Source organism: Mycobacterium botniense (assembly GCF_010723305.1).
Lineage (GTDB): Bacteria > Actinomycetota > Actinomycetes > Mycobacteriales > Mycobacteriaceae > Mycobacterium > Mycobacterium botniense.
Map to the genome: position 1 here is coordinate 824,611 of NZ_BLKW01000004.1, position 23,916 is coordinate 848,526.

General features: G+C 66.1%; 20 protein-coding genes and 1 pseudogene. 9 read left to right on the forward strand and 12 right to left on the reverse strand.

What is annotated here, in order from left to right; translation table 11 throughout:
- Positions 1–49: 49 nt before the first annotated feature.
- The gene (locus G6N08_RS13885; protein WP_163758184.1) at positions 50–1,333 is read right to left on the reverse strand and encodes a cytochrome P450; all 1,284 of its coding nucleotides are present in this window, start codon (positions 1,331–1,333) and stop codon (positions 50–52) included.
- A 534-nt stretch (positions 1,334–1,867) separates the two neighbouring features.
- Here G6N08_RS13885 and G6N08_RS13890 point away from each other — a divergent pair.
- Entirely contained in the window at positions 1,868–2,941 is a 1,074-nt protein-coding gene (locus G6N08_RS13890) for an NAD(P)H-dependent amine dehydrogenase family protein (RefSeq protein WP_163758186.1), read from the forward strand.
- 58 nt (positions 2,942–2,999) lie between these two features.
- Positions 3,000–4,598 carry an Hsp70 family protein gene (locus G6N08_RS13895; protein WP_246216759.1) on the forward strand — a complete coding sequence of 533 codons (1,599 nt, stop codon included), beginning with the start codon at positions 3,000–3,002 and terminating at the stop codon, positions 4,596–4,598.
- A 103-nt stretch (positions 4,599–4,701) separates the two neighbouring features.
- Here G6N08_RS13895 and G6N08_RS13900 read toward each other — a convergent pair whose 3' ends face one another.
- Both G6N08_RS13900 and G6N08_RS13905 read right to left on the reverse strand, forming a co-directional pair.
- Positions 4,702–5,325: an MBL fold metallo-hydrolase gene (locus tag G6N08_RS13900; protein ID WP_163758188.1), complete on the reverse strand. Its 624-nt coding sequence runs from the start codon at positions 5,323–5,325 to the stop codon at positions 4,702–4,704.
- Complete coding sequence (locus G6N08_RS13905) at positions 5,322–6,410, reverse strand: S-(hydroxymethyl)mycothiol dehydrogenase (RefSeq protein WP_163758190.1); 1,089 nt, start codon at positions 6,408–6,410, stop codon at positions 5,322–5,324. The genes G6N08_RS13900 and G6N08_RS13905 overlap by 4 nt, the downstream gene beginning before the upstream one ends.
- Before the next feature lie 152 nt (positions 6,411–6,562).
- Between G6N08_RS13905 and G6N08_RS13910 the strand changes: the two genes are divergently transcribed.
- Both G6N08_RS13910 and G6N08_RS13915 read left to right on the forward strand, forming a co-directional pair.
- The gene (locus G6N08_RS13910) at positions 6,563–7,387 is read left to right on the forward strand and encodes a serine hydrolase domain-containing protein (protein WP_163758192.1); all 825 of its coding nucleotides are present in this window, start codon (positions 6,563–6,565) and stop codon (positions 7,385–7,387) included.
- Between the two features lie 126 nt (positions 7,388–7,513).
- Positions 7,514–8,026 carry a DUF3145 domain-containing protein gene (locus G6N08_RS13915; RefSeq protein ID WP_163758194.1) on the forward strand — a complete coding sequence of 171 codons (513 nt, stop codon included), beginning with the start codon at positions 7,514–7,516 and terminating at the stop codon, positions 8,024–8,026.
- Here the strand turns inward: G6N08_RS13915 and G6N08_RS13920 are convergent.
- Positions 8,007–8,963: a diacylglycerol kinase gene (locus G6N08_RS13920; protein ID WP_371869026.1), complete on the reverse strand. Its 957-nt coding sequence runs from the start codon at positions 8,961–8,963 to the stop codon at positions 8,007–8,009. The two genes, G6N08_RS13915 and G6N08_RS13920, sit on opposite strands and share 20 nt — an antisense overlap.
- Positions 8,960–10,540 (reverse strand): FAD-binding oxidoreductase, encoded by a 1,581-nt coding sequence (locus tag G6N08_RS13925; protein WP_163760614.1) that lies wholly within the window; start codon positions 10,538–10,540, stop codon positions 8,960–8,962. The genes G6N08_RS13920 and G6N08_RS13925 overlap by 4 nt, the downstream gene beginning before the upstream one ends.
- 159 nt (positions 10,541–10,699) lie before the next feature.
- On the opposite strand from G6N08_RS13925, the gene G6N08_RS13930 reads away from it, so the two are divergent.
- Both G6N08_RS13930 and G6N08_RS20785 read left to right on the forward strand, forming a co-directional pair.
- A complete protein-coding gene (locus G6N08_RS13930) occupies positions 10,700–12,232 on the forward strand; it encodes a glycerol-3-phosphate dehydrogenase/oxidase (RefSeq protein WP_371869027.1) in 1,533 nt (510 codons plus the stop codon).
- A 56-nt stretch (positions 12,233–12,288) separates the two neighbouring features.
- Positions 12,289–12,477, forward strand: a pseudogene (locus G6N08_RS20785) (FAD-dependent monooxygenase); the annotation flags it as partial.
- 58 nt (positions 12,478–12,535) lie between these two features.
- Here G6N08_RS20785 and G6N08_RS13940 read toward each other — a convergent pair.
- The 7 genes from G6N08_RS13940 to aceE all read right to left on the reverse strand — a co-directional run bounded on the left by G6N08_RS13940 (position 12,536) and on the right by aceE (position 22,183).
- Positions 12,536–13,957: an acyl-CoA carboxylase subunit beta gene (locus tag G6N08_RS13940; RefSeq protein ID WP_163758199.1), complete on the reverse strand. Its 1,422-nt coding sequence runs from the start codon at positions 13,955–13,957 to the stop codon at positions 12,536–12,538.
- Positions 13,958–13,982: 25 nt separating this feature from the next.
- Complete coding sequence (gene kasB / locus G6N08_RS13945; RefSeq protein ID WP_163758200.1) at positions 13,983–15,260, reverse strand: 3-oxoacyl-ACP synthase KasB; 1,278 nt, start codon at positions 15,258–15,260, stop codon at positions 13,983–13,985.
- Between the two features lie 26 nt (positions 15,261–15,286).
- On the reverse strand, positions 15,287–16,537 hold the full coding sequence (gene kasA, locus G6N08_RS13950) for a 3-oxoacyl-ACP synthase KasA (protein WP_163758202.1): 1,251 nt from the start codon (positions 16,535–16,537) through the stop codon (positions 15,287–15,289).
- Positions 16,534–16,890, reverse strand: a complete 357-nt coding sequence (acpM, locus tag G6N08_RS13955) for a meromycolate extension acyl carrier protein AcpM (protein ID WP_163758204.1) — start codon at positions 16,888–16,890, stop codon at positions 16,534–16,536. The genes kasA and acpM overlap by 4 nt, the downstream gene beginning before the upstream one ends.
- A gap of 87 nt (positions 16,891–16,977) precedes the next feature.
- A complete protein-coding gene (locus G6N08_RS13960; protein ID WP_163758206.1) occupies positions 16,978–17,883 on the reverse strand; it encodes an ACP S-malonyltransferase in 906 nt (301 codons plus the stop codon).
- A gap of 128 nt (positions 17,884–18,011) precedes the next feature.
- Entirely contained in the window at positions 18,012–19,298 is a 1,287-nt protein-coding gene (locus G6N08_RS13965; RefSeq protein WP_163758207.1) for a PucR family transcriptional regulator, read from the reverse strand.
- A gap of 92 nt (positions 19,299–19,390) precedes the next feature.
- On the reverse strand, positions 19,391–22,183 hold the full coding sequence (gene aceE / locus G6N08_RS13970; protein WP_163758210.1) for a pyruvate dehydrogenase (acetyl-transferring), homodimeric type: 2,793 nt from the start codon (positions 22,181–22,183) through the stop codon (positions 19,391–19,393).
- A 191-nt stretch (positions 22,184–22,374) separates the two neighbouring features.
- On the opposite strand from aceE, the gene G6N08_RS13975 reads away from it, so the two are divergent.
- The 3 genes from G6N08_RS13975 (at position 22,375) to G6N08_RS13985 (ending at position 23,912) form a co-directional block, all read left to right on the forward strand.
- Positions 22,375–22,947 carry an Rv2240c family protein gene (locus G6N08_RS13975; RefSeq protein WP_163758211.1) on the forward strand — a complete coding sequence of 191 codons (573 nt, stop codon included), beginning with the start codon at positions 22,375–22,377 and terminating at the stop codon, positions 22,945–22,947.
- Positions 22,948–23,025: 78 nt separating this feature from the next.
- Positions 23,026–23,451 carry a DUF3052 domain-containing protein gene (locus G6N08_RS13980; protein ID WP_163758213.1) on the forward strand — a complete coding sequence of 142 codons (426 nt, stop codon included), beginning with the start codon at positions 23,026–23,028 and terminating at the stop codon, positions 23,449–23,451.
- Positions 23,451–23,912, forward strand: coding sequence for a peroxiredoxin (locus tag G6N08_RS13985; RefSeq protein ID WP_163758215.1), 462 nt, complete (start codon positions 23,451–23,453; stop codon positions 23,910–23,912). The genes G6N08_RS13980 and G6N08_RS13985 overlap by 1 nt, the downstream gene beginning before the upstream one ends.
- Positions 23,913–23,916: the final 4 nt, after the last annotated feature.

A 23,916-nucleotide genomic window follows, 5' to 3' on the forward strand; every position in this document is an offset into this window, starting at 1 on the left:
GACGGTTGCCGATATCTCTCCGGGCGGTCCCCGTCAGCGCGCGGCGCGCTCATGCCGGCGGTGTCCAGGCGACTGGCAGTGTCTTGATGCCATGGATGAACGGCGACAGCAGCCGAGCAGGTTCCTCAGTCGCGACGATGTCGGGTATCTGGCGGTGCAGCTCATCGAATACCACGCTGATCTCGCGGCGGGCCAGGTTGGCGCCCAGGCAGAAATGTGCGCCGCCACCCCCGAAGCCGACATGGGGGTTGGGGTCGCGCGCTACGTCGAAGGTCCACGGGTCGGGAAACTTTTCCTCGTCACGATTGGCCGAGCAGTACCACAATGTGACCTTGTCGCCGGCCGCCATCGCGGTCCCGCGCATGCGGACGTCTTGGGTCAGAGTGCGCCGCATGTAGACCACCGGCGAAGACCACCGCACGATCTCCTCCACCGCCGAGCGCGACAAACCCTCGAAATCGGACCACCACTTGTCGCGCTGTTCGGGATAGCGGGTCAGCGCCAGCACACCATGGCTGATCGCGTTACGTGTTGTTTCGTTTCCGGCCACCGTCAACAAAATGAAAAACGAGGCGATCTCAGCCGACGACAACCGCTCGCCGTCGACCTCGGCCTGCACCAATGCGGTGGTCAGGTCATCACGGGGATGGGCGCGGCGGTCCTCGGCCAGAGCGGTGGCATACCCCCCGATCTCCAACGAAACCTTGGTGAACTCCTCGAAATCGGTTGCCAGATCGGGGTCGCCGAACCCCAGGATCACGTTGGTCCAGTGGAAGATTCGCAGATGATGCTCCTCCGGGATGCCCATCATGTCGCAAATCACCTGCAGGGGCAGGGGGCCGGAGAGCTCGGAGACAAGCTCGCCCCTGCCGTCGGGGTGGTTGGTGATCATCGACGCCACCAGCCGGTGGGCTCGTTCCCGGACCGACGCCTCGGCGCGGGCCACCACCTTGGGGGTGAAGGCGCGGCTGACAATCGAGCGCAACCGCTGGTGGCGCGGGTCATCGAGCACGATCATCGAGCCGAAGAACTCCGCCACTTCCGGCGGCTGGTCGCTGATCGTGATATTGGGACTTGAGCTGAAGATCTCCGGGTGCCGGCTGGCGTAGAAGACGTCGTCGAACTTGGTCAGCGCCCAGTGCCCCGCACCTTGTTCGAAGCCGGGCTGCACGGGCTCGGCCCAAAAAGCGATCGGCGCTTCGCGCCGCAGCGTGGTGAACGCCCCGTCGCGGAAATCGTCGTCACGAGCCCAAAAATCCCACGAGCCGAGGTCGATCTCGGCACGGGGCACGTCCGGTGGTGGTGCGCCGTTGACCCGAATGCTGATGCCCATGTGTCCCGCCCACGTCAAGGGAATAGGAGGAGTCGCTGACCCGAGCCTAGATCGCTTGCGCATCCCTTCACGGCCGAACCGGGGAGTCGGCGCCAGGGTTTTCGGGCGGTGTTGCGCGCTACCAGCGCACCACAGCGCGGGCCGCTGTCGCGGCAGCATTCGGGCGGGGGGTACCGATCCAGCGGCACGCCGCGGCGGTGGTTGGGCTTGGCGCCGACGTGGTCCAGTGTCCCGGGGCGTAAAGTCTGACCAGCGCCGCGGCGTCGCGTAGGGCACGGCAAGCCCGCCACCGGGCAGGAACTCAGACGCATCGGTACCGTCGCGGTCCGGCTGCCGTCACCGTCGAGCCACACTGTCAACACCGGAGTCGCGAGAGGCGACGAGTCCCGGGGTGCTCGGCCGATCGGCGCCAGCCCCGTTACCGCTGCGGCGAACAGGCGCTCGCCACCCCGGGACTCGAGGCGGGGCGTCAAATCCTGAGCCACCGGCTTAGGGTGAGCCGGAAGCCGGGATCGGGTGGAGGAGAGGTGACCGATGTCCAAACGGGTCGTGGTGTGGGGTACCGGTTTCGTCGGCAGCATGGTGATCCCCGAAATCGTCAACCATCCGCTCTTCGAGCTGGTGGGTGTGGGCGTCAGCAACCCGCAGAAGGCCGGTCGCGACGTCGGTGAGATCTGCGGACTAGCCGAGCCAGTGGGTATCACCGCAACCAGTGATGTCGATGCCTTGATCGCGTTGCGGCCCGACGCGGTAGTCCACTACGGTCCGACCGCCGCACACGCCGAGGACAACATCGGGCTGATCGCCCGTTTTTTGCGGGCGGGTATTGATGTCTGCTCGACTGCGATGACTCCCTGGGTTTGGCCGGCCATGCACCTGAATCCGCCGAGTTGGATCCGGCCCATCGCCGAGGCCTGCGAATTGGGCAGGTCGTCGTGCTTCACTACCGGCATCGACCCAGGATTCGCCAACGACCTGCTGCCGCTGACGTTGATGGGTGTGTGCTCGGAAGTACACAAGGTCAAAGCCTCCGAGCTGCTGGACTACACCAATTACACCGGCGACTACGAAACCGAGATGGGCATCGGCCGCGAGCCTGAGTTCCGGCCGGTACTGCAGCACCGCGATGTGTTGATCTTGGCGTGGGGGGCGACCGTGCCGATGATCGCGCACGCTGCCGGCATCGTGCTCGACGAGATCACCACCACCTGGGACACCTGGGTGACGCCCACCGAGCGCGCGACAGCCAAAGGCGTCATCCGGCCCGGTCAGGTTGCTGCGGTGCGGTTCACCATCAACGGCGTCTATCGGGGCAGGACCTGCATCCAGCTCGAACACGTCAACCGGATCGGGCACGACGCTGCTCCGGATTGGCCCACCGGGCACGACAACGACGTCTACCGGGTCGAGATCGAAGGAACACCCAGCATCTTCCAAGAGACCGCGTTTCGCTTCACCGACGGCTCGGGACGCGATGCGGCCGCCGCCGGGTGCCTGGCTACCGGGATGCGCGCACTCAACGCGGTGCCGGCGGTCAACGAGCTGCCGCCGGGCTGGGTCACCGCACTTGACCTGCCGCTCATCCCCGGTGCCGGAACCATCCGCTAACCACCGTAGGCGCCGCAAACCGCGCAAGTGCCGAATACATTAAGGGCCGGTGTGCAGGATGAACGCCGAGGCAACCCGTGGATTGGACACCATGGCAGACGCGGCAACGTGGGCGATAGGCCTCTCGATTGGGGCCACCAACCTGGCGGCGGTGACCGGCGATCGTGCGCTCACCCGCAAGCCGGTGCTGACCCTGTTCCGTCAGCGTCCCCCCGAAGTCGGTGTGCCATCGGAGAACCCCGCGCTTCATGAGCGTGGCTTGGTGATTACCAACGTCGTTGGCCGGATGCAAGACCCTGCCGGCATCGTCGCAGCCGACGGGACTATCCACCGCAGCGAGGCACTGCTTGCCCATGCGTTGCGTGCGCTGGTCTCTGCAGCGACCAGCGGTCGTGCGCCGCCGGAGGCGGTGGCGGTGGCCTATCCCGCCCACTGGCACGCGGCGACGATCGACGCACTGAGGGACGCGCTGAGACGCGTAACTGACTGGTCCACCGACCGATTGGCGCTGCTGTCCGATGCCGCGGCGGCATTGGTCGCGCTGCGGGTCAACCCCGGCGTGCCCGCCCACGGGATCATCGTCGTGTGCGATTTCGGGGGCAGCGGATCCAGCATCAGCCTCTTTGACGCCGGCACCGGCTACCAAGCCATCGGTACCGCTGTGCGCTATACGGGCTTCTGCGGGGCCATGGTCGACCAAGCCCTGCTGACCCATGTCCTCGATGAGTTGTCGGTGACCGCATCGTTGGGTACCTCCGGCATGTCGGGCATCGGCTCACTGAACCGGTTGCGGGTCGACTGCCGCGCTGCCAAGGAGCGGCTTTCCTCGAGCACAGCGACCACGCTGACGGCTGACCTGTCGGGGTTGCGGGGGGATATCCGGCTGATCCGCGGCGACCTGGAGGACGCCATCCGCCAGCCGTTGGACGGGTTCATCGCTGCGACCAAGGACGTGCTGAACCGCACCGGAATCAACGCAGCCGACTTGACGGCCATCGCCGCGGTGGGCGGCGAGGCGAGCATCCCGCTGATCACCACGACGCTCTCGCAGCGTTTCGGGGTTCCAGTCATCACCGTCCCCAGGCCGCACCTCGCGGCCGCGATCGGTGCCGCGCTGCTGGCCGCGCGCAGTCCCGCCGATGACAGCCGCACAGCGCCGGCGCCGACGGCAGTGACGCCACCGACCGAAGCATTGACCACATCCAGAGCCGACCCGAAGTCGTCCGAACCGGTACTGAGTTGGTCGCAGTCAGACGACAGTGCCGCCACCACGCCCGTCGGCACCGGTGATGTCCCGCCGGTGCGCGGCGACGTTCGCCCGAGGCGACCGGCGCAACCGGTCGGCGGCAGCGTGCCAGCATCCGGCACCGGGGCTGTGGCCTGGTACCGGCGACCGGCGGTGGTGATACTCGCCACCGCCTTGGTGGTGTTGGCCCTGGGGGCGGCGATCATCGTCATGCTGCGCCACATGTCCGGCGGCCCCGCCGCCCCGGCACCGGAATCCGGTGCGCCGGGCACCGAAAATCCGCAGACACCGGCGGTGACTCTGCCGCACGACACCAACCCGCCATCGTCGCCACTATCCACTCAGCCGCCGGCGCTTCCGTCCTTACCGCCGATTCCCCCGCAGAGCATCCCTGAGTCGCCCGCTGGGTAGGTGCCAGCGGAGTTATCAGGCGGTATGTCACCGCGAGCGTGCGTGTGTGCCCGCCGACACGCCGAACAGACCGGCAGTTTGCGCACGCTCAAGACAATGGCACTCAGTAGCCGCGGGCCACCCATTCGTGGTAGTGCACGATTTCGTCGCCGATGGTGGTGGTGTCCCCGTGACCGGTGTAGACGACGGTGCCGGCCGGGAGGGCGCCCAGCCGGGTGGAGATCGACTCCAGGATCGTCGGGAAATCAGAGAACGAACGCCCCGTCGCCCCCGGCCCGCCGCGAAACAGCGTGTCGCCGCTGAACACCGCGCCCAGCTCTGGGGCGTACCAGCACACCGATCCCGGCGAGTGACCAGGGGTGTGCGACGCCTGCAGCTCGATGCCGGCGACCCGCAGCGTGTCTCCGTCGGAAACAGCGCGAAAGTCCTTGTCCGGGTGGGTCATCCGCCAGAGAACCTCGTCGCCGGGATGCAGCAACACCGGCGCGTCGAGCGCAGTGCCCAGTTCGGGAGCCACGGTGACATGGTCGTTGTGGCCATGTGTGCACACCACGGCGACGACGTGACGCCCGGCGACGGCCGCCAGGATAGGAGCCGCGGTGTGGGCGGCATCGAAAACCACGACATCGGAATCGTCACCGACGATCCAGATGTTGTTGTCGACTTCCCAACTACCGCCGTCGAGTTCGAAGGTGCCGTGGGTGACCACGCGCTCAATGCGGCTCACGACAGCACCACCACCGAGCGCAGCACTTTGCCAGCGTGCATTTTCTCGAAGGCTTCTTCGATGTCGTCGAGCGCGATGCGTTCGGAGACGAACTTCTCCAGCGGAAGCCGGCCCTGCAGGTAGAGGTCGACTAGGGTGGGGAAGTCACGCTCGGGCAGGCAGTCGCCGTACCAGGACGATTTCAGCGCGCCGCCACGGGAGAAGAAGTCAAGCAGCGGCAGGTCAATCCGCATATCCGGTGTCGGAACTCCCACCAGTACCACGGTTCCGGCGAGATCGCGGGCGTAGAAGGCCTGGGTCCAGGTTTCCGGCCTGCCGACGGCGTCGATCACGACGTCCGCACCGAAGCCGCCGGTGAGATCCTGAATCGCCGTGACCACGTCGGTGTCGCGCGCGTTGACGGTATGAGTCGCGCCGAACTGGCGCGCCCACTCCAGTTTGGTGTTGTCGGTGTCGACCGCGATGATCCGCTTGGCGCCGACCAGCGCGGACCCGGCAATCGCAGCATCGCCCACACCGCCGCAGCCGATCACGGCGACGGTGTCGTCGCGGGTCACCGCGGCGGTATTGACTGCGGCGCCCAGTCCGGCCATCACGCCGCAGCCCAGCAGGCCCGCCACCGCCGGATCGGCTCGGGGATCGATCCGGGTGCATTGGCCGGAGTGCACCAGGGTCTTGTCGGTGAATGCGCCGATGCCCAGCGCCGGAGTCAGCTCGGTGCCATCGGTCAGCGTCATCTTCTGCTCAGCATTGAAGGTGTCGAAGCAGTACTGCGGCCTGCCACGTTTGCAGGCGCGGCACTGACCGCACACCGCCCGCCAGTTGAGGATCACGAAATCGCCGGGTTCGACCGCGGTGACACCCGGGCCAACGGCTTCCACGGTGCCCGCGGCTTCGTGGCCGAGCAGGAAGGGGTAGTCGTCGTTGATACCGCCGTCGCGGTAGGTCATATCAGTGTGACAGACCCCGCACGCGCTGATATCGACCACGACTTCGCCCGGACCTGGGTCCGGGATGACGATGTCGACCACCTCGACGGGTAAGCCTTTCTTTCGAGAAATCACTCCGCGCACTGTCTGGCTCATGGTTTCAACGTAATCTGCACCGCGGCGTCAGCGGGCACCCCACCCTGCGGCCTGCCCCGCTACCACCGTGTGCCCGGGACGATTGCCGTCGCGGCCGATGCATGCCAGAGGCAGCGCCGAGAGAGCGCCGGCGCCCGATAGGCTCCTGCGCGATGGTCGCGCTCGATGCTCTGCAAAACTGGCCGGTGGCCACCGCTGCCGCCGCGGTGGTCGGCCCCACCGGTGTGCTGGCCAGTCACGGTGATACCGGGTGTGTGTTCGACTTGGCGTCGGTGACCAAGCCACTCGTCGCGCGGGCAGTACAGGTCGCCGTCGAGGAGGGGGTTATTGAGCTTGACACCGCCGCCGGCCCGCCCGGCGCCACGGTACGCCACCTGCTGGCACACGCCTCCGGGCTGGCGATGCACTCCGCTCACCTGCTGGCCAAACCGGGCACTCGCCGGGTGTATTCCAACTACGGCTTCACGGTGCTGGCTGAGACGGTGCAGGAGGCCTCGGATATCGAGTTCGCCCGCTACCTGGCCGAGGCGGTCTTCGAACCGCTGGGCATGACCGCCTCCCGCCTCCACGGCGGCGCCTGGGCCGCCGGGTTCGGTGCCAGTTCGACCGTTGCCGACCTGGCGGCGTTCGCCGGGGATCTGCTGCGTCCGGTGACGGTGTCGGCGCAGATGCACACCGAAGCGACCAGTGTTCAGTTCCCCGGCCTCGACGGGGTTTTGCCCGGCTACGGGCTGCAGCGGCCTAACGACTGGGGTCTGGGCTTTGAGATCCGCGATGCCAAGTCACCGCATTGGACCGGCGCGGCCAACTCGCCGCGCACATTCGGCCATTTCGGGCAGTCGGGCGGCTTCATCTGGGCAGATCCGGTGGCCGACTTGGCGTTGGTCGTGCTCACCGACCGCGAATTCGGGGAGTGGGCGCTGCCGCTGTGGCCGGCGCTGTCCGACGCGGTGATATCCGAATACCGCGCACACTAGCGCAACAGGGGCCCCACAAGGCACAATAGACACGCACGACACAAATACATCGGCTGACCAGCAGCATCCTGCTTATCGGATCACCGGGTCGTAGGGGAAGACGTCCTGGAGCCGAAGGAGTAGCAGATGCGTGCGTCGAACCAATTCGCCGACGTCACGACGGGCGTGGTGTACATCCACGCGTCGCCGGCGGCGGTGTGCCCGCATGTCGAATGGGCGTTGTCGTCGACTCTGCAGGCCAAGGCGAATCTCATGTGGACCCCGCAACCAGCCTTGCCGGGACAGCTGCGCGCGGTGACAAATTGGGTTGGTCCGGTGGGTACCGGTGCCCGGTTGGCCAACGCGTTGCGCGCGTGGTCGGTGCTGCGGTTCGAGGTCACCGAGGACCCCAGTCCGGGGGTCGACGGCCAACGGTTCAGCCACACGCCGCAGTTGGGGTTGTGGAGTGGGTCGACGAGCGCCAACGGCGATATCGTGGTCAGCGAGAACCGACTGCGGGCGATGATGGCACAGGGTGCGGACGTGCTTGCCGCCGAGCTGGATTCGGTGCTGGGCACGGCATGGGATGAGGCCCTGGAGGCTTATCGCGACGGCGGGGACTCCGGCGAAGTGACGTGGCTTAGCCGGGGAGTGGGTTAACGCTGCTGTGGGGCCGCAAGATGCGCAGGGCACCTGGCACAGCGGAAATCGTCACGGGCAGCTGACACGCGTACTCGCCATCGGCGTAGGCGCTGATACCGGCGGAGTCGACCGCGACTGATCGCGCACGGGCAGTGGTCACGTCGTCGAGGTCGACGTGTGTGCCGGTGAAAACGGTGGGGAACAGCCGGATCAGCCGTGTCCGCGATGCGCAATGGACCATGGTGATGTCGAGCTGGCCGTCGGCGTGGTCGGCGTTGGGGCAGATCAGCATGCCCCCGCCGTAGCTGCGGGTGTTACCGACAGCCGCCAGCGTGAGGTCGGCTTTTATTTCTCGCAAACTGCCCGTCCGGTCGTCGAGCACCAGCCGGAACGGCAGCAGCCGCAACCGCGACAGCTCGGCCAGCATCGCCAGGTTGTAGCGCATCCGCCCGTGCGGCCAGCGCATCCGGTTAGCCCGGTCGCTCACCAGCGAGTCGAATCCGGTTGCCGCGACGGTGCCGAACCATTTGGTGACGCCGCGGCGGTCGCGGATCTGTCCCAAGTCAACGGTTTCCGCCCAGCCTGCGGCGACGACATCGGCGGCGGCTTCCGGATCCTCCCGGGGGATTTGGTACTCGCGGGCGTGGTCGTTGCCGGTACCCGCGGGGATGATGCCCAGCGGAATATCGGTTGTCGCCAGCGCCTGCAGGCACTCGGTGATCACGCCGTCGCCGCCGGCGACCACCAGGGCGTCGGTGCCGCGGTCGAGCGCGTCGCCGACCAGGCGGCGAGCGTGCTCGGCGTCGGCGCCAACGATTTGCACGACGTCCACACCGCGTTGTCGCAATCGCGCGAGTGCCCTTTCCGCGGCACGCGGTGCGTTGCCGTGTCCCGATACCGGATTGGTCAACAGCGTCACCTGACCAATCTCGTGGTGATTCAGCGCCCCGGTCACGGGATCAGTTTGCCGGGGTTGAGGATCCCGGCAGGATCGAGCGTCGCTTTGATCGCCCGCAACAGCCGGACACCCAGGTCGCCCACCTCGTCGCGCATCCACGGCCGGTGATCGGTTCCGACGGCGTGGTGGTGTGTGATAGTCCCGCCGCTGGCCATAATCGCCTCGGAGGCGGCCGCTTTGGCGGCGCGCCACTGGTCGATCGGATCCCCGCGTTGTCCGGCGACGACAGTGAAATACAGTGAGGCGCCGGTGGGGTAGACGTGCGAAATGTGGCACAGCACCAGCGCCGGGGTGCCCGATTCGGCCAGTGAAGTCGTCAGCGCGGTGGTGACGGCGGCTTTGAGCGCGGCAATGTTCGACCAGTCGGTGGCAGTCTCCAGGGTCTCGCACAGCGCGCCCGCCGCCAAAAGCGAGTCCCGCAGATACGGCGCGCTGAACCGGCCACGCTCCCACGCCTGCGCGGGCCCCTCACCCAGTGAGGTGCCGCCATGGGCTGCCAGCAGCGCGCGGGTCTCGGCGTGCCGGCTTTCGGCATGCGCGCGGGTGCCCTCGAACACGGTGACGGCCAGACAGCCTCCCGTGATCCGCTGCTTGCCGATGGCCTCGGTGGTGGCGAGGTTGACCCCCGTCTCGGCTTCATCGGAGAGGCGGATGACAGTCGGGCCGCTGCCGGTCTGGGCCACTGCCCGCAGCGCCGCTGTGCCTGTCGCGAAATCGGGGAACGTCCACGCTTCGTAGCGGATGACTTCCGGCGCCCGGTGCACCCGCAGCCGGACCCGGGTGATGACACCGAAGACCCCCTCGGACCCGATCAGCAGGTGACGCAGATCCGGGCCGGCGGCCGAGGCCGGCGCCCGGCCCAGATCCAGCACACCGGCCGGAGTGATCACGCGCAAACCACAGACCATGTCATCAAAGCGGCCGTATCCCGCCGAATTCTGGCCTGACGACCGTGTGGCCGCGAATCCGCCGAGGGTGGCGAACTGGAAGCTTTGCGGGAAATGCCCGAGCGAATAACCGTGCTCGGCGAGCAGCTGTTCGGCCCGTGGGCCTGTGACGCCCGCGCCGAACTCCGCCGTACCGGACACGTCATCGAAGGCCAGCAACCGATTGAGGCGACGCAAATCCAGCGACACCACGGCGTGGAACGGCCCGCGGACGGGGTCGAGTCCACCGACCACGCTGGTGCCGCCGCCGAACGGGACGACCGCGATGCCACGCCGTGTGCAGTAATCCAGAATAGCTTTGACGTCGTCATCATTACCGGGCAGCAGCACCGCATCGGGGGCGTCCTGCGTTCTCAAGTTCCTGCGCCGCAGCAGATCTGGGGTCGATTTTCCGCCCGCATGCAACAACCTGGCGTGATCGTCGACGCGACAGTAGCCGGCCCCGAGAAGCTCGGTGAACGTGTTGTGGTCGGTGGGTGACAGTGCCGGCGGGCGCAACCGCACCTGATCGGCTTCGATATTGGCTGTACCCGAATCCGACACGCCGAGCGCTTGTTTCAGTAACGAGCGGATGCTCTCGGAAAGTGGTGTGGCGGCTTGTGGATCTCCCCACGCATCCCATTTCATGGGCGGCAGGAGTTCATCAGCGTCCGGCATGCGTTACAGTATTACCCGCGTCACCAGGCGGCGATGGTGTTGCCGATCACCGGGTCGAAATCCCGCTTGGCGTGTGGTCGAGACGCACACCGCCGCGCTGGTCTGCCCGCTGAACGGATACCCGTCCCGATGTCCATCGCACTCAACGCCGCCCGCCGAAGCGCCGAACTGGCCGCGCTGGCCGACGGTGAGCGACTTGACATGGTGGTGATCGGCGGTGGCATCACCGGAACCGGTATCGCCCTGGACGCCGCGTCGCGCGGATTGCAGGTGGCACTGGTGGAAAAGCACGATTTGGCGTTCGGCACAAGCCGGTGGAGTTCCAAACTGGTGCACGGTGGCCTGCGCTATCTGGCGAGCGGCGACGTGACGATAGCGCGGCGCAGCGCGGTCGAACGCGGAATCCTGATGACTCGCAACGCACCCCACCTAGTTCGTGCGATGCCGCAAGTTGTCCCGTTGCTGTCCTCGATGGGCCGCGGGCAGCGGGCACTGATCCGCAGCGGCTTTCTGGCCGGGGATGTCCTGCGGGTGCTGGCGGGCACACCGGCGTCAGTGCTGCCGCGGTCGCGCCGGATTCCCGCGCAACATGTGATCGACATGACTCCGGCTGTGCGGCGCGACGGCCTGGAGGGCGGCCTGCTCGCCTACGACGGTCAGCTCATCGACGATGCCCGCCTGGTTGTGGCGGTGGCGCGCACCGCCGCGCAACACGGTGCACGGATCCTGACCTATGTGGCGGCATCAGAGGCTACCGGCACTTCGGTGCGGCTGACCGACCAGCGCAGCGGCGAATCGTTCGACGTGTCCGCGTGCGCTGTGATCAACGCAGCCGGGGTATGGGCCGATAGCATCGACCCGTCGCTGAAGCTACGGCCCAGCAGGGGAACACATCTTGTTTTCGATGCTGCTATATTCTCTAATCCTGTTGCAGCGCTTACGGTTCCGATACCCGGTGAAGTCAACCGTTTTGTGTTCGCCATGCCTGAGCAGTTGGGCCGCGTCTACCTGGGGCTCACTGACGAAGACGCGCCCGGCCCGGTTCCGGATGTGCCCGAGCCGACTTCGGCGGAAATCACCTTTTTGCTGGAGACGGTGAACACCGCGCTGGGAACGGCTCTGGCGCCCGACCACGTAATCGGAGCCTATGCGGGGCTGCGTCCGCTGATCGACACCGGCGAAGGCCGCACCGCCGATATTTCGCGGCAACACGCGGTAATCGAATCACCGTCCGGGGTTATCAGCGTGATCGGCGGCAAACTTACCGAGTACCGGCACATGGCACAGGATGTTGTCGATCGCGCCGTGGCGCTGCGACACCTGGACGCTGGAGAATGCCGGACGCGCAATCTTCCGCTCATCGGTGCGCCGGCCAATCCCGGCTCGGCGGTGTGGCCGACCACGGGTCTGCCGGCCTCGCTGATCGCGCGTTACGGGGCCGAAGCCGCCAATGTGGTGGCGACGTCCACCTGCGACCGGCCCACTGACCCGGTTGCCGAGGGTATCGACGTGATCCGTGCGGAGTTCGAGTACGCGGTGACCCATGAATGCGCGCTCGATGCCGACGACATCCTCGATCGCCGGACCCGGATCGGCCTGGTCCCCGCCGATCGGGAGCGAGCCGCCGCGGTGGCCGAGGAGTTCTTGGCGCGGCAGCGGTGAGGTACCCGCGCCGAGCATGTCGTGCTGCTGTCCGGACTCAGGACAGGCGAGTCGCCATGACCGTCACCCGGGTTCCTGTGCTCATCGTCGGTGCCGGCGCGGGTGGGTTAGCCACGTCGGCGCTGCTCGCCCCACACGGTGTTCGTTCGCTGCTGGTCGAGAAGCGCCGTGAAATCTTCATCTACCCGAAAGCGCGTAACCTGAGCTTTCGCAGCGTGGATCTCCTGCGCGGCCGCGGGCTGGGTGCACCGCCAACGGTTTTCGGGGTGGCTTCGAATGCGCGTCCGTTCGGGCGCCTGGACGCTACAGCGGAATGTTCTTGTGGCGTCCACGCCGTGGAGGCGCCTCCGCCAGCGCTTCGGTGAGCTTGCTGCGGGTATGCGCCGGGTCGATCTTCTCGTCGACCACACCGATCTCGATGGCGCTGTCCACGCCGCCGGCGATGCGCTCGTGCTCGGCGGCCAACTGTTCGTGCAGCGCCTCGCGCTCGTGTTCGGGCGCGGCGGCCAGCTTCTTCTTGTGCAGGATACCGACCGCCGCCTTGGCGCCCATGACCGCCACCTCGGCATCGGGCCAGGCGAATACCTTGGTGGCGCCCAACGATCGGGAGTTCATCGCGATGTAGGCCCCGCCGTAGATCTTTCGAGTGACCAGCGTGACCCGTGGCACGGTGCACTCACCGAACGCGTGCAGCAGTTTGGCGCCGCGACGCACCACCCCGCCCCACTCCTGGTCAACACCGGGCAGATAGCCGGGAACGTCGACCACGCAGATCAACGGAATACCGAACGCGTCGCACAGCCGCACGAAACGTGCGGCCTTCTCGGCGCTTTCGGAGTTGAGGCACCCGCCCAGACGCAGCGGGTTGTTGGCCAGCACCCCCACTGTGCGGCCCGCGAGGCGGCCCAGCCCGATGACCATCGACGGGGCCCATTTGGCCTGGAACTCGTCGAAAGGTGTGTCATCATCGAGGATCGCGGTCACGATCGGGCGTACATCGTAGGCCCGCCGCGCTGACTCGGGTAGCAGCGCGCTGATGTCGGTATCGCCGGCTTCGGCTTTGGTGCGGTCGAAATGTCCTTGCTGGCAGAACAATCCGACTAGCCTGCGACCGCGCTCATAGGCGTCGAGTTCGTCGTCGGCGACGATGTGGCACACTCCGGACTTTTTGTGGTGGGTCTCCGGTCCGCCCAGCGAGGCCATGTCGACATCCTCGCCGGTGACGGCGCGTACCACATCGGGTCCGGTGACGAAGACCCGGCTTTCCGGGGCCATCACGACCACATCGGTCAGCGCCGGCCCGTAGGCGGCGCCGCCGGCGGCGAAGCCGACCACCACCGAGATCTGCGGAATGTAGCCCGACGCGCGGATCATCGCCTCGAACACCAGCCCGACCGCGTGCAGCGCCCGCACGCCTTCGGCCAGCCGGGCCCCGCCGGAGTGCCAGATGCCCACGATCGGGCTCTGCTCCTCGATGGCGGTGTCGTAGGCGTCGACGATGTGCGCACAGCCCTCGACACCCATCGCGCCGCCCATCACAGTGCCGTCCGTACAAAACGCGATGGTGCGCACCCCGTTGACCGTGCCCGCCGCGGCCAGCACCCCGGAGCGGTCCCGTTCGTGCAGCAGTGTCACGCTGCCGTCGTCAAAGAACGTGGAAAGACGCAGTAGCGGATCGCGAGGATCGAGAGACTCGCCGATCGCCTCGGGGGCCACGATCGTCATCGCAGGTCTCCTGTCACGACTCCGGTCAGTACCGCCCGAAGGCAATGGCGACGTTGTGCCCGCCGAACCCGAACGAGTTGTTGACCGCGTACTTGTAATTGCCCGGGCGGGGTTTGCCCGCCACCACGTCCAGGTCGATGTCGGGGTCGAGGTTCGCCAGGTTCAGTGTGGGCGGAATGATTTGATCCCGCAACGCCAGCACGGTCAGGATCGACTCCACCGCACCGACCGCACCGACCGAATGACCGAGCGCCGATTTGGGTGCATACACCGCCGCGTTCCCGCCGTGCGGCCCCAGGGCGTTGTTGATGGCCTTGCCCTCGGCCAGGTCGCCGACCTGGGTTCCGGTGGCGTGCGCGTTCACGTGATCGATGTCGGCGGGGGTGAGGCCGGCCAGCTGGACGGCCCGCGTCATCGCATAGCCGGCACGCTCACCATCGGGTGCGGGCGCCACCATGTGGTAGCCATCAGACGTGATACTGGCACCCATCAGCCTGGCCAGGATGTGCGCACCCCGAGCTTTGGCGTGCTCCTCGGTTTCGATGACCATCAGCGCCCCGGCTTCCCCGAACACGAAACCGTCGCGATCTTTGTCGAACGGACGGCAAGCTCCGGGCGGGTCGTCGTTGTTGGTCGACATCACAATCCGCATCTGGGCGAACGCAGCGATCGGCACCGCCTCAATCTTGGTTTCGACACCTCCACAGATCGCGATGTCGGCCTCACCGAGCACAATTTGTTGCCAGGCATGGGCGATGGCTTCGGCGCCCGACGCGCACGCCGCCACCGGCGCGATGACTCCGGCCTTGGCGTGACGCTCCAGTCCGACCGCGGCAGCCGCGCCGTTGGGCATATACATCTGCACGGCCAGCGGGGAAACCGCTTTGATGCCCCGGGCCCGCATGTCGTCGTAGGCGAAGAGCATTTCCTCACTCGAGCCCATGCCGGTGCCGACGGACACCATCAACCGGTTCGTGTCGACCTCCGGTGCGCCGGCGTTGTCCCACACCCGCCGCCCCAGTACGGTGGCCATCTTCTGCAGATAACCCATTCGGCGGTTCTCGACCCGCGTGAGCTGGGTATCAAACTCCTCGACCAGGTGTCCGCCGATGCGCACCGGAAGGTCGAACTCCTCGACGAACGGGTCGTCGAGGCGCCGAATTCCGCTCTGGCCGTCGAGCAGCATCTTCCAGGTGGTTTCGGCGTCGGAGGCGAGCGCCGTCGTCATGGCAATGCCCGTGACCACCACATTGGGTAAGCCGTTTCCGGTAGCCAGCTGTGACGCTGTTGGCGGTGTTGCCATTGGTGTTCCGAACGTTCCTTTCGTCTTCAGTACCGCCCGAAGGCCAGCGCGACGTTGTGCCCGCCGAACCCGAACGAGTTGTTGATCGCGTAACGGTAATCGCCGTACCGGGGTTCGCCCGCCACGATGTCCAGATCGATCTCAGGATCAGGCGTTTGGTAATTCCGTGTCGGCGGGATGACGCCGTCGCGCAGCGTCAACACGGTAAGCACCGATTCCAGGGCGCCCACCGCGCCGATCGAGTGCCCCAGCGCACCCTTGGGGGCATACACGGCGGCGTGCTCGCACCCAGCCACCCGGATGGCGTTGGCTTCTGCTGTGTCGCCGATCGGCGTACCCGTGGCATGTGCGTTGATGTGGTCAATGTCCTTGGGCGACAGCCCCGCCAGTTCCATCGCCCGCACCATTGCCTTGCCGGCGCGCACCCCGTCGGGAGCGGGCGCCACCATGTGATAGGCGTCCGATGTGATCCCGGCGCCCAGCAGGCGGGCCAACGGCTTGGCACCGCGGGCTTTTGCGTGTTCCTCGGTTTCGATGACCATGAGTGCCCCGGCCTCGCCGAACACGAAGCCGTCGCGGTCCTTGTCGAACGGGCGCGACGCGCCCTCCGGGTCGTCATTGCGAGTCGACATCGCCCGCATCATCGAAAACGCCGCAATGGGAAGCGCTTCGATACCGCCCTCGACCCCACCGCAGACGGCGATGTCGGCGTCACCCAAGATGATCTGCCGCCACGCGTGTGCGATGGCTTCCGAACCCGACGAACAGGCTGACACCGGGGTGATCACCCCGGCGCGAGCCCCCAGCTGCAGCCCGACAACCGCTGCGGCGCCGTTGGGCATGATCATTTGAACGGCCAGCGGAGACACCTTGCGGGGCCCGCCCTCGTTCATCAGGTCGTAGCTTTCGACGATCCGCTCGGCACCGCCCAAACCGGTGCCGATGACCACGGCGAACCGGTCCGGGTCGACTTCGGGGTTGCCGGCGGCCTCCCACACCTGACCGCCCAGCAGCTTGGCCATGCGCTGGACATACGACATTCGCCGCAGATCCAGCCGGCCCATATGGTTATCGATCGGCTCTTTGAGGTGACCGCCGATCTTGACCGGTAAATCCCACTTGCTGACGAATTCGTCTTCCAGCACGTGGATGCCGCTCTCGCCGGCTAACAACGCCTTCCACGTGCTTTCGATGTCCGGCGAGATGGACGTCGTCGCCGTGACGGCGGTGACCACAACGCTGGGGAAACCGCCATTAGCAGTGGAAGGCTTGGTCACTTGTTCTCCGCTTGCGCTTCGGCGATTCGTGCCCGGACTGCCTGGACCTTCTCCGGGTTTTCTGCCTCGATCTTGGCGCGGATGGCCTCGGCGGCCTCGGGATTCTCTTCTTCGAGCTTCTGGATGTACTCGACAACGTCGCCGACGGTGCGCAGACCGGCAAGATCCTCGTCAGGGATCTTCACGCCGTACTTGTCCTCGGTCTGAACGGCGATTTCGACCATCGACAGCGAGTCGATATCCAGGTCGTCGACAAACGACTTCTCCGGGGTGACCTCGGACGGCTCGATACCGGTTACCTCTTCGATGATTTCGGCGAGACCGGCGATGATTTCTTCTTGAGTGACAGGCACAGCGTGCTTCCCTTCATCGATGTTGTGGATATTGAACTGATCTGCAATGTGTGGTTGTCAGTGGTGACGGGCGCTGACCCTGAAGGCCTAGAGCACCGCCAACCCGTCGAGATCTGCGGGTGACTTGATGGCGCGCGTCACCGCATCCCGAAGTTCACGCTTGGCGATGCCAGCGAGCGTACCCGCGGGCGGGAACTCCACGACCGTCGTGACATGACGCTGGCGCAGCGTTTCGGTGCACAGATCCCAGCGCACCGGCCGGGTCAGCTGGGCGACCAGCTTCTCCATCGCGTCGCTGGCCGACGATACCGGTTTTCCGTCGCGATTGGACAGCAGTGTGGCTTTGGGCTGGGCCGTCGCCACTGCGGCAGCCGCGGCCGCATAGCCGTTGAGAGCGCTGGCCATGTACTCGGTGTGGAACGCTCCGGCCACGCCCAGCGGGCGTACGCGCGCCTTGGCGGGCGGATCCTCGGCGAGTTTGTCCAGTGCGTTCAACCGGCCGGCTGCGACGATCTGGCCCGCACCGTTGCGGTTTGCCGCCACCAAGTCGAGTTGCTCGAGGCGGGCCAGCACTTCGGCTTCGTCACCGCCGAGCACCGCGGACATGCCGGTGGGCTCGCTGGCGCATGCCCTGGCCATTTCGCGGCCGCGCGTGGCGGCCAGCACGATGGCGTCGTCGGCGGAGATCACACCGGCGATCGCATAGGCCGCAATTTCACCGACCGAATGGCCCGCCACAATGGGTTGTTCGGGAAGCATGCCGCGTTTGGTCAGCTCCTGGTAGGCGAGCAAAGTGGTCGCCACCACCAGTGGCTGGGTGACGGCGGTATCGGTGATCTCCTCAGCTGATGCGGTAGTGCCCAGCCTCGCCAGATCTAGGCCGCTGGCCGACGACCACGCTGCGATCTGTTCTGTTGCCCCGGGGAGCTCAAGCCACGGCGCCAGCATTCCCGGGGTCTGCGATCCCTGTCCGGGGGCGAGCAACGCTATCACGTGTCTAAGAGAACACTGTGAAGACGGTTTTGCGGGGTGTAACAGATTATGAACCTCGTCTTATGTTTTTGTGGACACTCTACAAAACCACCCGCGATGCGATGTGTTTGATACCGCGCCGCAACTTCTCACTCGGAGTGCTGGGGCCCGAATGAGCCGACAACACCCGCACCCAGTTGGGATGCGCCACTCAACCCCATGCTGGAATGATGCATCTGATAGGCGAGGTGGCTGACCGTGCAAGCCACGCGAAGCACATACGCGTCACGCGGCTGGGTCGGATCGCGACCGGTGAAGTCGGTGATGCGCTTGAGCCGGTAGCGCACCGTGTTTGGATGAACGAACAACCTGCGTGCGCAGGCCTCGATCGCGCCGCCGCAGTCGAGGTACACGTCAAGTGTCTCGGTGAGCGTCGGTCCGGCGTCGGCCAATGGCCGCATGATGTCGGTGTGCAATGCGGCGATCGCCGACGCATCGCCCATCAGGGCACGTTCCGGCAGCAGTTCGCGGGCGAGCACGGGGCGGGGCGCCCCGCTCCAGCCGGCCACCGCGTTGATGCCGGAGATCGCCTCTCGCGCACTGTGGTAGGCCGCGGTCAGCGTCGGCGCTGTCGGGCCGATCACCACCGGGCCGTCGGAGAACGCGCCCAGCAGGTCACCCAAGAATTTCTCGGTTGGTGACAGCTGACCCGACACGATGGCCACCAGCCAGGTGCCGTGCACGTCGGTGAGCGCCGCGCGGCCATGGCGAGCAGCGATATCCCGCACGTCCTGGCTGGCGTAGAGTTCGCGGCCGGGAGCCGGGGTGCCCACCACCACCGTCGCGGGCTCGTTGGTGTCCCAATTCAATGCCGCCGCGCGGGAGAGCAGTTCAGGTCCGGTGTCGCCGCGCACCACGGCATCCACCACGCTGGCCTCCATCCGGCTGTCCCAGGCACCGCGCGCCTCAGCCGCGTCGGCATACGCCGATGCGGCGGTGAAGGCCAGATCGCGGCTGTACTTCAGGATGCCCACGGTCAGCGCGGTGAGTTGCTCCTCGGAGCGCGCCAGCATCGGCACCACTTCTTCGAAGTACTCCATGGTGACACGCACCATGTCGACGGTCTGGCGCAATGCGATCCGCCGAGTCAGGTCCTGCGGTACCAACTCAAACGCGCGCGCGGTGTAGCTGACGTTGCTGTGCGGGTTTTGCATCCACTCGACGAAGTTCACCACCGCGGTCTGCACCACCAGCGCCACGCTGGCGCGCTGGGAGGCTTCCAGATCGGCGAAGAACGGCAGCCGTTCCTGCATGGCCGACACCGCCTCGGTGGCCAGCCGGCCCGAATACTGTTTGAGCCGCCGTAACAGCGACTCCGGCACCGTATCTAAAAGCTCAAGGGGAGAGCGCGGGAGGACAAACTGGTTGTCAGTCACCCCTAAAACCTACGGCAAAATTATGGACTCGGCGCACAACGGTCCGCATGGCGCGTGCAGAGGCGCCCCAAAGCTCGTCGGGTACGCGATGGTTACCCACCGGCACCCGGATCGGAGGTCTGCCGCGAGGCGGCCTGCACATCGTCGATCCGGTATTGCCGGGCAGCTGCGGCGGGTACCGAGGGGTCGATTGCGCCGTCGGATGCCAACGCTTCGAGCACCGCAACCACTTGCGATTCGGCGTCGGTGTTGAAGTAGCGGCGTGCGGCGGCTCGGGTATCGGAGAAACCGTACCCGTCGGTGCCCAGGGTGACGTAAGTGGACGGCACCCAGGGCCGGATCTGCTCGGGAACCGCGCGCATCCAGTCCGACACCGCCACCACCGGGCCGGCGGACTCCGAGAGCGCTTTGGTGACATAGGGCACCCGGGCGGGGCGGTCGGGGTGGCGCAGTTTTTCGGTCTCGGCAGCCACCCCGTCTCGGTTGAGCTCGCTCCAGCTCGTCACCGACCACACATCGGCTGCCACATCCCACTGAGCGGCCAGCATCTCAGCGGCTTTCAGCGCGGAGGGCATCGCCACTCCGGACGCCAGCAGCTGAGCCGTGTTGGTGCGGCGCTCGGTGGCGGGCCGATACCGGTAGATGCCGCGCAGCAGCCCTTCCGGGTCGAGGTTATCCGGTTCGGGCGGCTGGACGTATGGCTCGTTGTAGACGGTGATGTAGAAGAAGACGTTCTCCGGATTCTCCCCATACATCCGCGCCAGCCCACTTTCGACGATGTAGGCGATCTCGTAGGCGAACGCGGGATCGTAGGCCACCACCGCCGGGTTTGTGCTGGCGAGCAGCAACGAGTGACCGTCCGCGTGCTGCAGACCTTCACCGGTCAAGGTGGTGCGTCCCGCGGTGGCGCCCAGCAGGAACCCGCGTGCCATCTGGTCACCCGCGGCCCACAATCCATCGCCGGTGCGCTGGAACCCGAACATCGAGTAGAAGATGTAGACGGGGATCATCGGCTCGTTGTGTGTCGAATACGAGGTGCCCGCAGCGGTGAAGCTGGCGACTGCGCCGGCTTCGTTGATGCCCTCGTGCAGGATCTGCCCGCTCTGGCTTTCCTTGTAGGCCAGCATCATGTCGGCGTCGACCGACGTGTATAGCTGGCCCAGGCGGTTGTAGATCTTGAGGTTCGGGAACCAGGAGTCCATTCCGAATGTGCGGGCCTCGTCGGGGATGATCGGAACAATACGTGGGCCGACTTCTTTGTCCCGCAATACTTCTCGGAATACACGCACTGTCGCCATAGTGGTGGCAACCTCCTGATGCCCCGAACCTTTCTTCAGTGCCGCGTAGGTGTCGCGGCCCGGAAGTGTCAGCGCCTTGGATTTCGTGCGGCGCTCCGGGACGAAACCGCCCAGAGCACGGCGCCGGTCGAGCATGTAGCGGATTTCGGGGGCATCCGGGCCAGGATGGTAGTACGGCGGCAGGTAGGGGTTTTCTTCCAGCTGCGCATCCGAGATCGGAATCCTTTGGGTGTCACGGAATTCCTTGAGATCTTCCAGCGTCAGTTTTTTCATCTGGTGAGTCGCGTTGCGGCCCTCGAAGTGCTTGCCCAGTGCGTAACCTTTGATGGTTTTGGCCAGGATCACCGTCGGCTGGCCCTTATGCTCGACCGCGGCGCGGTAAGCCGCGTACACCTTGCGGTAGTCGTGGCCACCGCGTTTCAGGTTCCAAATATCTTCATCCGAAAGGTTTTTCACCAATTCTTTGGTGCGAGGGTCACGACCGAAAAAGTGCTCACGCACGTAGCCGCCGTCGTTGGCCTTGTACGTCTGGTAGTCACCGTCGGGGGTGACGTTCATCAGGTTGACCAGGGCCCCGTCGCGGTCGGCTTGCAAAAGCGCGTCCCATTCGCGTCCCCAGATCACCTTGATCACGTTCCATCCGGCACCCCGGAAGAACGACTCCAGCTCCTGGATGATCTTGCCGTTACCGCGCACCGGCCCGTCGAGGCGCTGCAGGTTGCAGTTGATCACGAAGGTGAGGTTGTCCAGCCCCTCCAGCGCGGCGACATGCGCGAGTCCCCGGCTTTCGGGTTCGTCCATCTCGCCGTCACCCAAAAAGCACCACACGTGCTGGTCGGAGGTGTCCCTGATGCCCCGGTCGTGCAGGTAGTGGTTGAAGCGGGCCTGATAGATGGCGTTCATCGGGCCTAGCCCCATCGACACGGTGGGGAACTCCCAGAAATCGGGCATCAGCCGCGGATGCGGGTACGACGGCAACCCGCCCCCGGGATGGCTGTGCTCTTGGCGGAACCCGTCGAGTTGGTCTGCGCTGAGTCGGCCTTCCAGGAAGGCCCGCGCGTAGATGCCGGGCGATGCGTGGCCCTGAATGAACACCTGGTCGCCGCCGCCGGGATGGGACTTGCCGCGGAAGAAGTGGTTGAAACCCACCTCGTAAAGCGTCGCCGAAGAGGCGTAGGTCGAGATGTGGCCGCCTACCGCGACACCGGGCCGTTGGGCACGGTGCACCATGATCGCCGCGTTCCACCGGATCCACCTGCGGTAGCGGCGCTCGACGTCCTCGTCACCGGGAAACCAGGGCTCCAGCTCGGTGGGGATGGTGTTGACGTAGTCGGTTGACGTCAGCGCTGGAATGGCCACCCGCTGCTCGCCGGCGCGCTCGAGGAGCCGCAAGATCAGGTAGCGCGCCCGTGACGGGCCGGAACGGGCCAGCAGCTCGTCGAAGGATTCCAGCCACTCCGACGTCTCCTCGGGGTCGATATCGGGTAAGTAGGATGCGACACCTTCACGGATCACCCGGACCCGATCGGGTTCGTTTGTGCTGCTTGAGTTTTTGGCCAGATCGTGGCGCACGAACTCGGTAGTCAACTTCCGCTCCTTAGTTAGCGGTTCATCGGCTTCCCCCGGGTTCCGACCGCGGGCATGCCGCTGTTCTCCCCCTATCGTGCCGCACCCGCATACCGGGCAGGTAATGGCATTGAGAGCAGGCAGGCGCTGATAGCGTGGCGGGGCGGGTAGGTCAGGGCAGCGGCACTCCCGAACCGGTAACGTCACGGGCTGTGCAGATTGGATGGTGTGGCGGCCGCGGCAAGCGGTTGGCGGCACTGGTTCTTGGCTGCGGGGCGGTGGTGCTGATGGGCATCATCGGGTGTACCTCCATCACCGACGGCACGCCGACGGCCGACACCGCGGTGGCGCCGGCCTACCGGGCCTCGGTGTCCGCCTCGGTGTCGGCGTCCTCGGCGACGTCGAGAATCCGTGAGTCGCAGCGGCAAGAATCGCTGACCAAGAGGGCGGTGCGTACCGTGTGCGAATCGCTTGCCACCACCGCCAAAAATGCCACCGACAAGGTGAATGAGTTCGTCGGGGCCTTCAATCAGGGCCGCGACACCGCTCCGACCGAAGGGCCGGCCATCGATGCGCTGAACACCAGCGCCGACGCGGTCGCGGGCAATCTCAGCGACGCCCTGTCGTCAGAGCTGCGGGGCGCGTTGAGGGCCTATGTCGACGCCGCGCGCGCCGTGGCGAATGCCATCAGCACCCACGCCTCCACATCGGAATTCAACCGGCGGGTCGAACAGTTCAACGACACCAAGACGAAAGCGGCGAAGCTGTGCATCGCCTCCTCCTGAGTCGGCGATGTCAGCGGCGTCTTGCTGTGCAACGATAGTGCGCATCAGGGCGCATTGACGGTTAAAGGAGGTCCCACGGTGGTCGCGGCGGATGACGCCCCGAACTACGCCCGCAAGCTGGGCATCCAGCGAGGCCAAGTTGTCCAGGAGTGGGGCTGGGACGAGGACACCGACGACAATATCCGAGCCGCCGTTGAGGAGGCGTGCGGTAGTGAGCTTCTTGACGAGGGCAGTACCGACGAGGTTGTCGACGTCGTTTTGCTCTGGTGGCGTGACGGTGACGGCGACCTGGTGGACACCCTGATGGACGCGATCACCGCGCTCGCCGAAGACGGTGTGATCTGGGTGCTGACCCCCAAGACCGGTCGCCCCGGCCACGTCCTCCCAGCCGAGATCGCGGAGTCGGCGCCGACAGCGGGCCTGATGCCGACCTCAACGGTGAGCCTCGGCGACTGGAGCGCCAGCCAATTGGTGCAGCCGAAATCGCGAGCGGGGCGGCGTTGATGCTGCCCGTCGGAGCCACTGCCCCGGACTTCACGCTGCGCGACCAGAACCAGCAGCCCGTCACCCTCAGCGATTACCGGGGCGCCAAAAACGTGCTGCTCGTGTTCTTTCCCCTGGCCTTCACCGGGATCTGCCAAGGTGAACTCGGTGAGCTGCGCGATCACCTGCCCGATTACGAAAACGACCAGAGCGTGGCGCTGACCATTTCGGTGGGTCCGCCGCCTACCCACAAAGTGTGGGCAACCGAGAATGGCTTCTTGTTCCCGGTGCTGTCGGATTTCTGGCCGCACGGCGCGGTGAGCCAGGCTTATGGCGTGTTCAACGAGGACGCCGGGTTTTCCAACCGCGGAACATTCGTCGTCGATAGGTCGGGGATCATTCGCTTCGCTGAGATGAAGCAGCCGGGAGAAGCCCGCGATCAGCGGCTGTGGAGCGATGCGCTGGCGGCGCTGAAGGCGTGAAGAC

What these genes read in the sequence shown, in the direction of transcription:
- G6N08_RS13915 (WP_163758194.1), top strand. Translation starts at nt 7,514, where the DNA reads ATGCGTGCGTCGAACCAATTCGCCGACGTCACGACGGGCGTGGTGTAC.
- G6N08_RS13895 (WP_246216759.1), top strand. Translation starts at nt 3,000, where the DNA reads ATGAACGCCGAGGCAACCCGTGGATTGGACACCATGGCAGACGCGGCA.
- kasB (WP_163758200.1), bottom strand. Translation starts at nt 15,260, where the DNA reads ATGGCAACACCGCCAACAGCGTCACAGCTGGCTACCGGAAACGGCTTA.
- G6N08_RS13890 (WP_163758186.1), top strand. Translation starts at nt 1,868, where the DNA reads ATGTCCAAACGGGTCGTGGTGTGGGGTACCGGTTTCGTCGGCAGCATG.
- G6N08_RS13930 (WP_371869027.1), top strand. Translation starts at nt 10,700, where the DNA reads ATGTCCATCGCACTCAACGCCGCCCGCCGAAGCGCCGAACTGGCCGCG.
- G6N08_RS13940 (WP_163758199.1), bottom strand. Translation starts at nt 13,957, where the DNA reads ATGACGATCGTGGCCCCCGAGGCGATCGGCGAGTCTCTCGATCCTCGC.
- G6N08_RS13910 (WP_163758192.1), top strand. Translation starts at nt 6,563, where the DNA reads ATGGTCGCGCTCGATGCTCTGCAAAACTGGCCGGTGGCCACCGCTGCC.
- G6N08_RS13985 (WP_163758215.1), top strand. Translation starts at nt 23,451, where the DNA reads ATGCTGCCCGTCGGAGCCACTGCCCCGGACTTCACGCTGCGCGACCAG.
- G6N08_RS13885 (WP_163758184.1), bottom strand. Translation starts at nt 1,333, where the DNA reads ATGGGCATCAGCATTCGGGTCAACGGCGCACCACCACCGGACGTGCCC.
- G6N08_RS13925 (WP_163760614.1), bottom strand. Translation starts at nt 10,540, where the DNA reads ATGAAATGGGATGCGTGGGGAGATCCACAAGCCGCCACACCACTTTCC.
- G6N08_RS13905 (WP_163758190.1), bottom strand. Translation starts at nt 6,410, where the DNA reads ATGAGCCAGACAGTGCGCGGAGTGATTTCTCGAAAGAAAGGCTTACCC.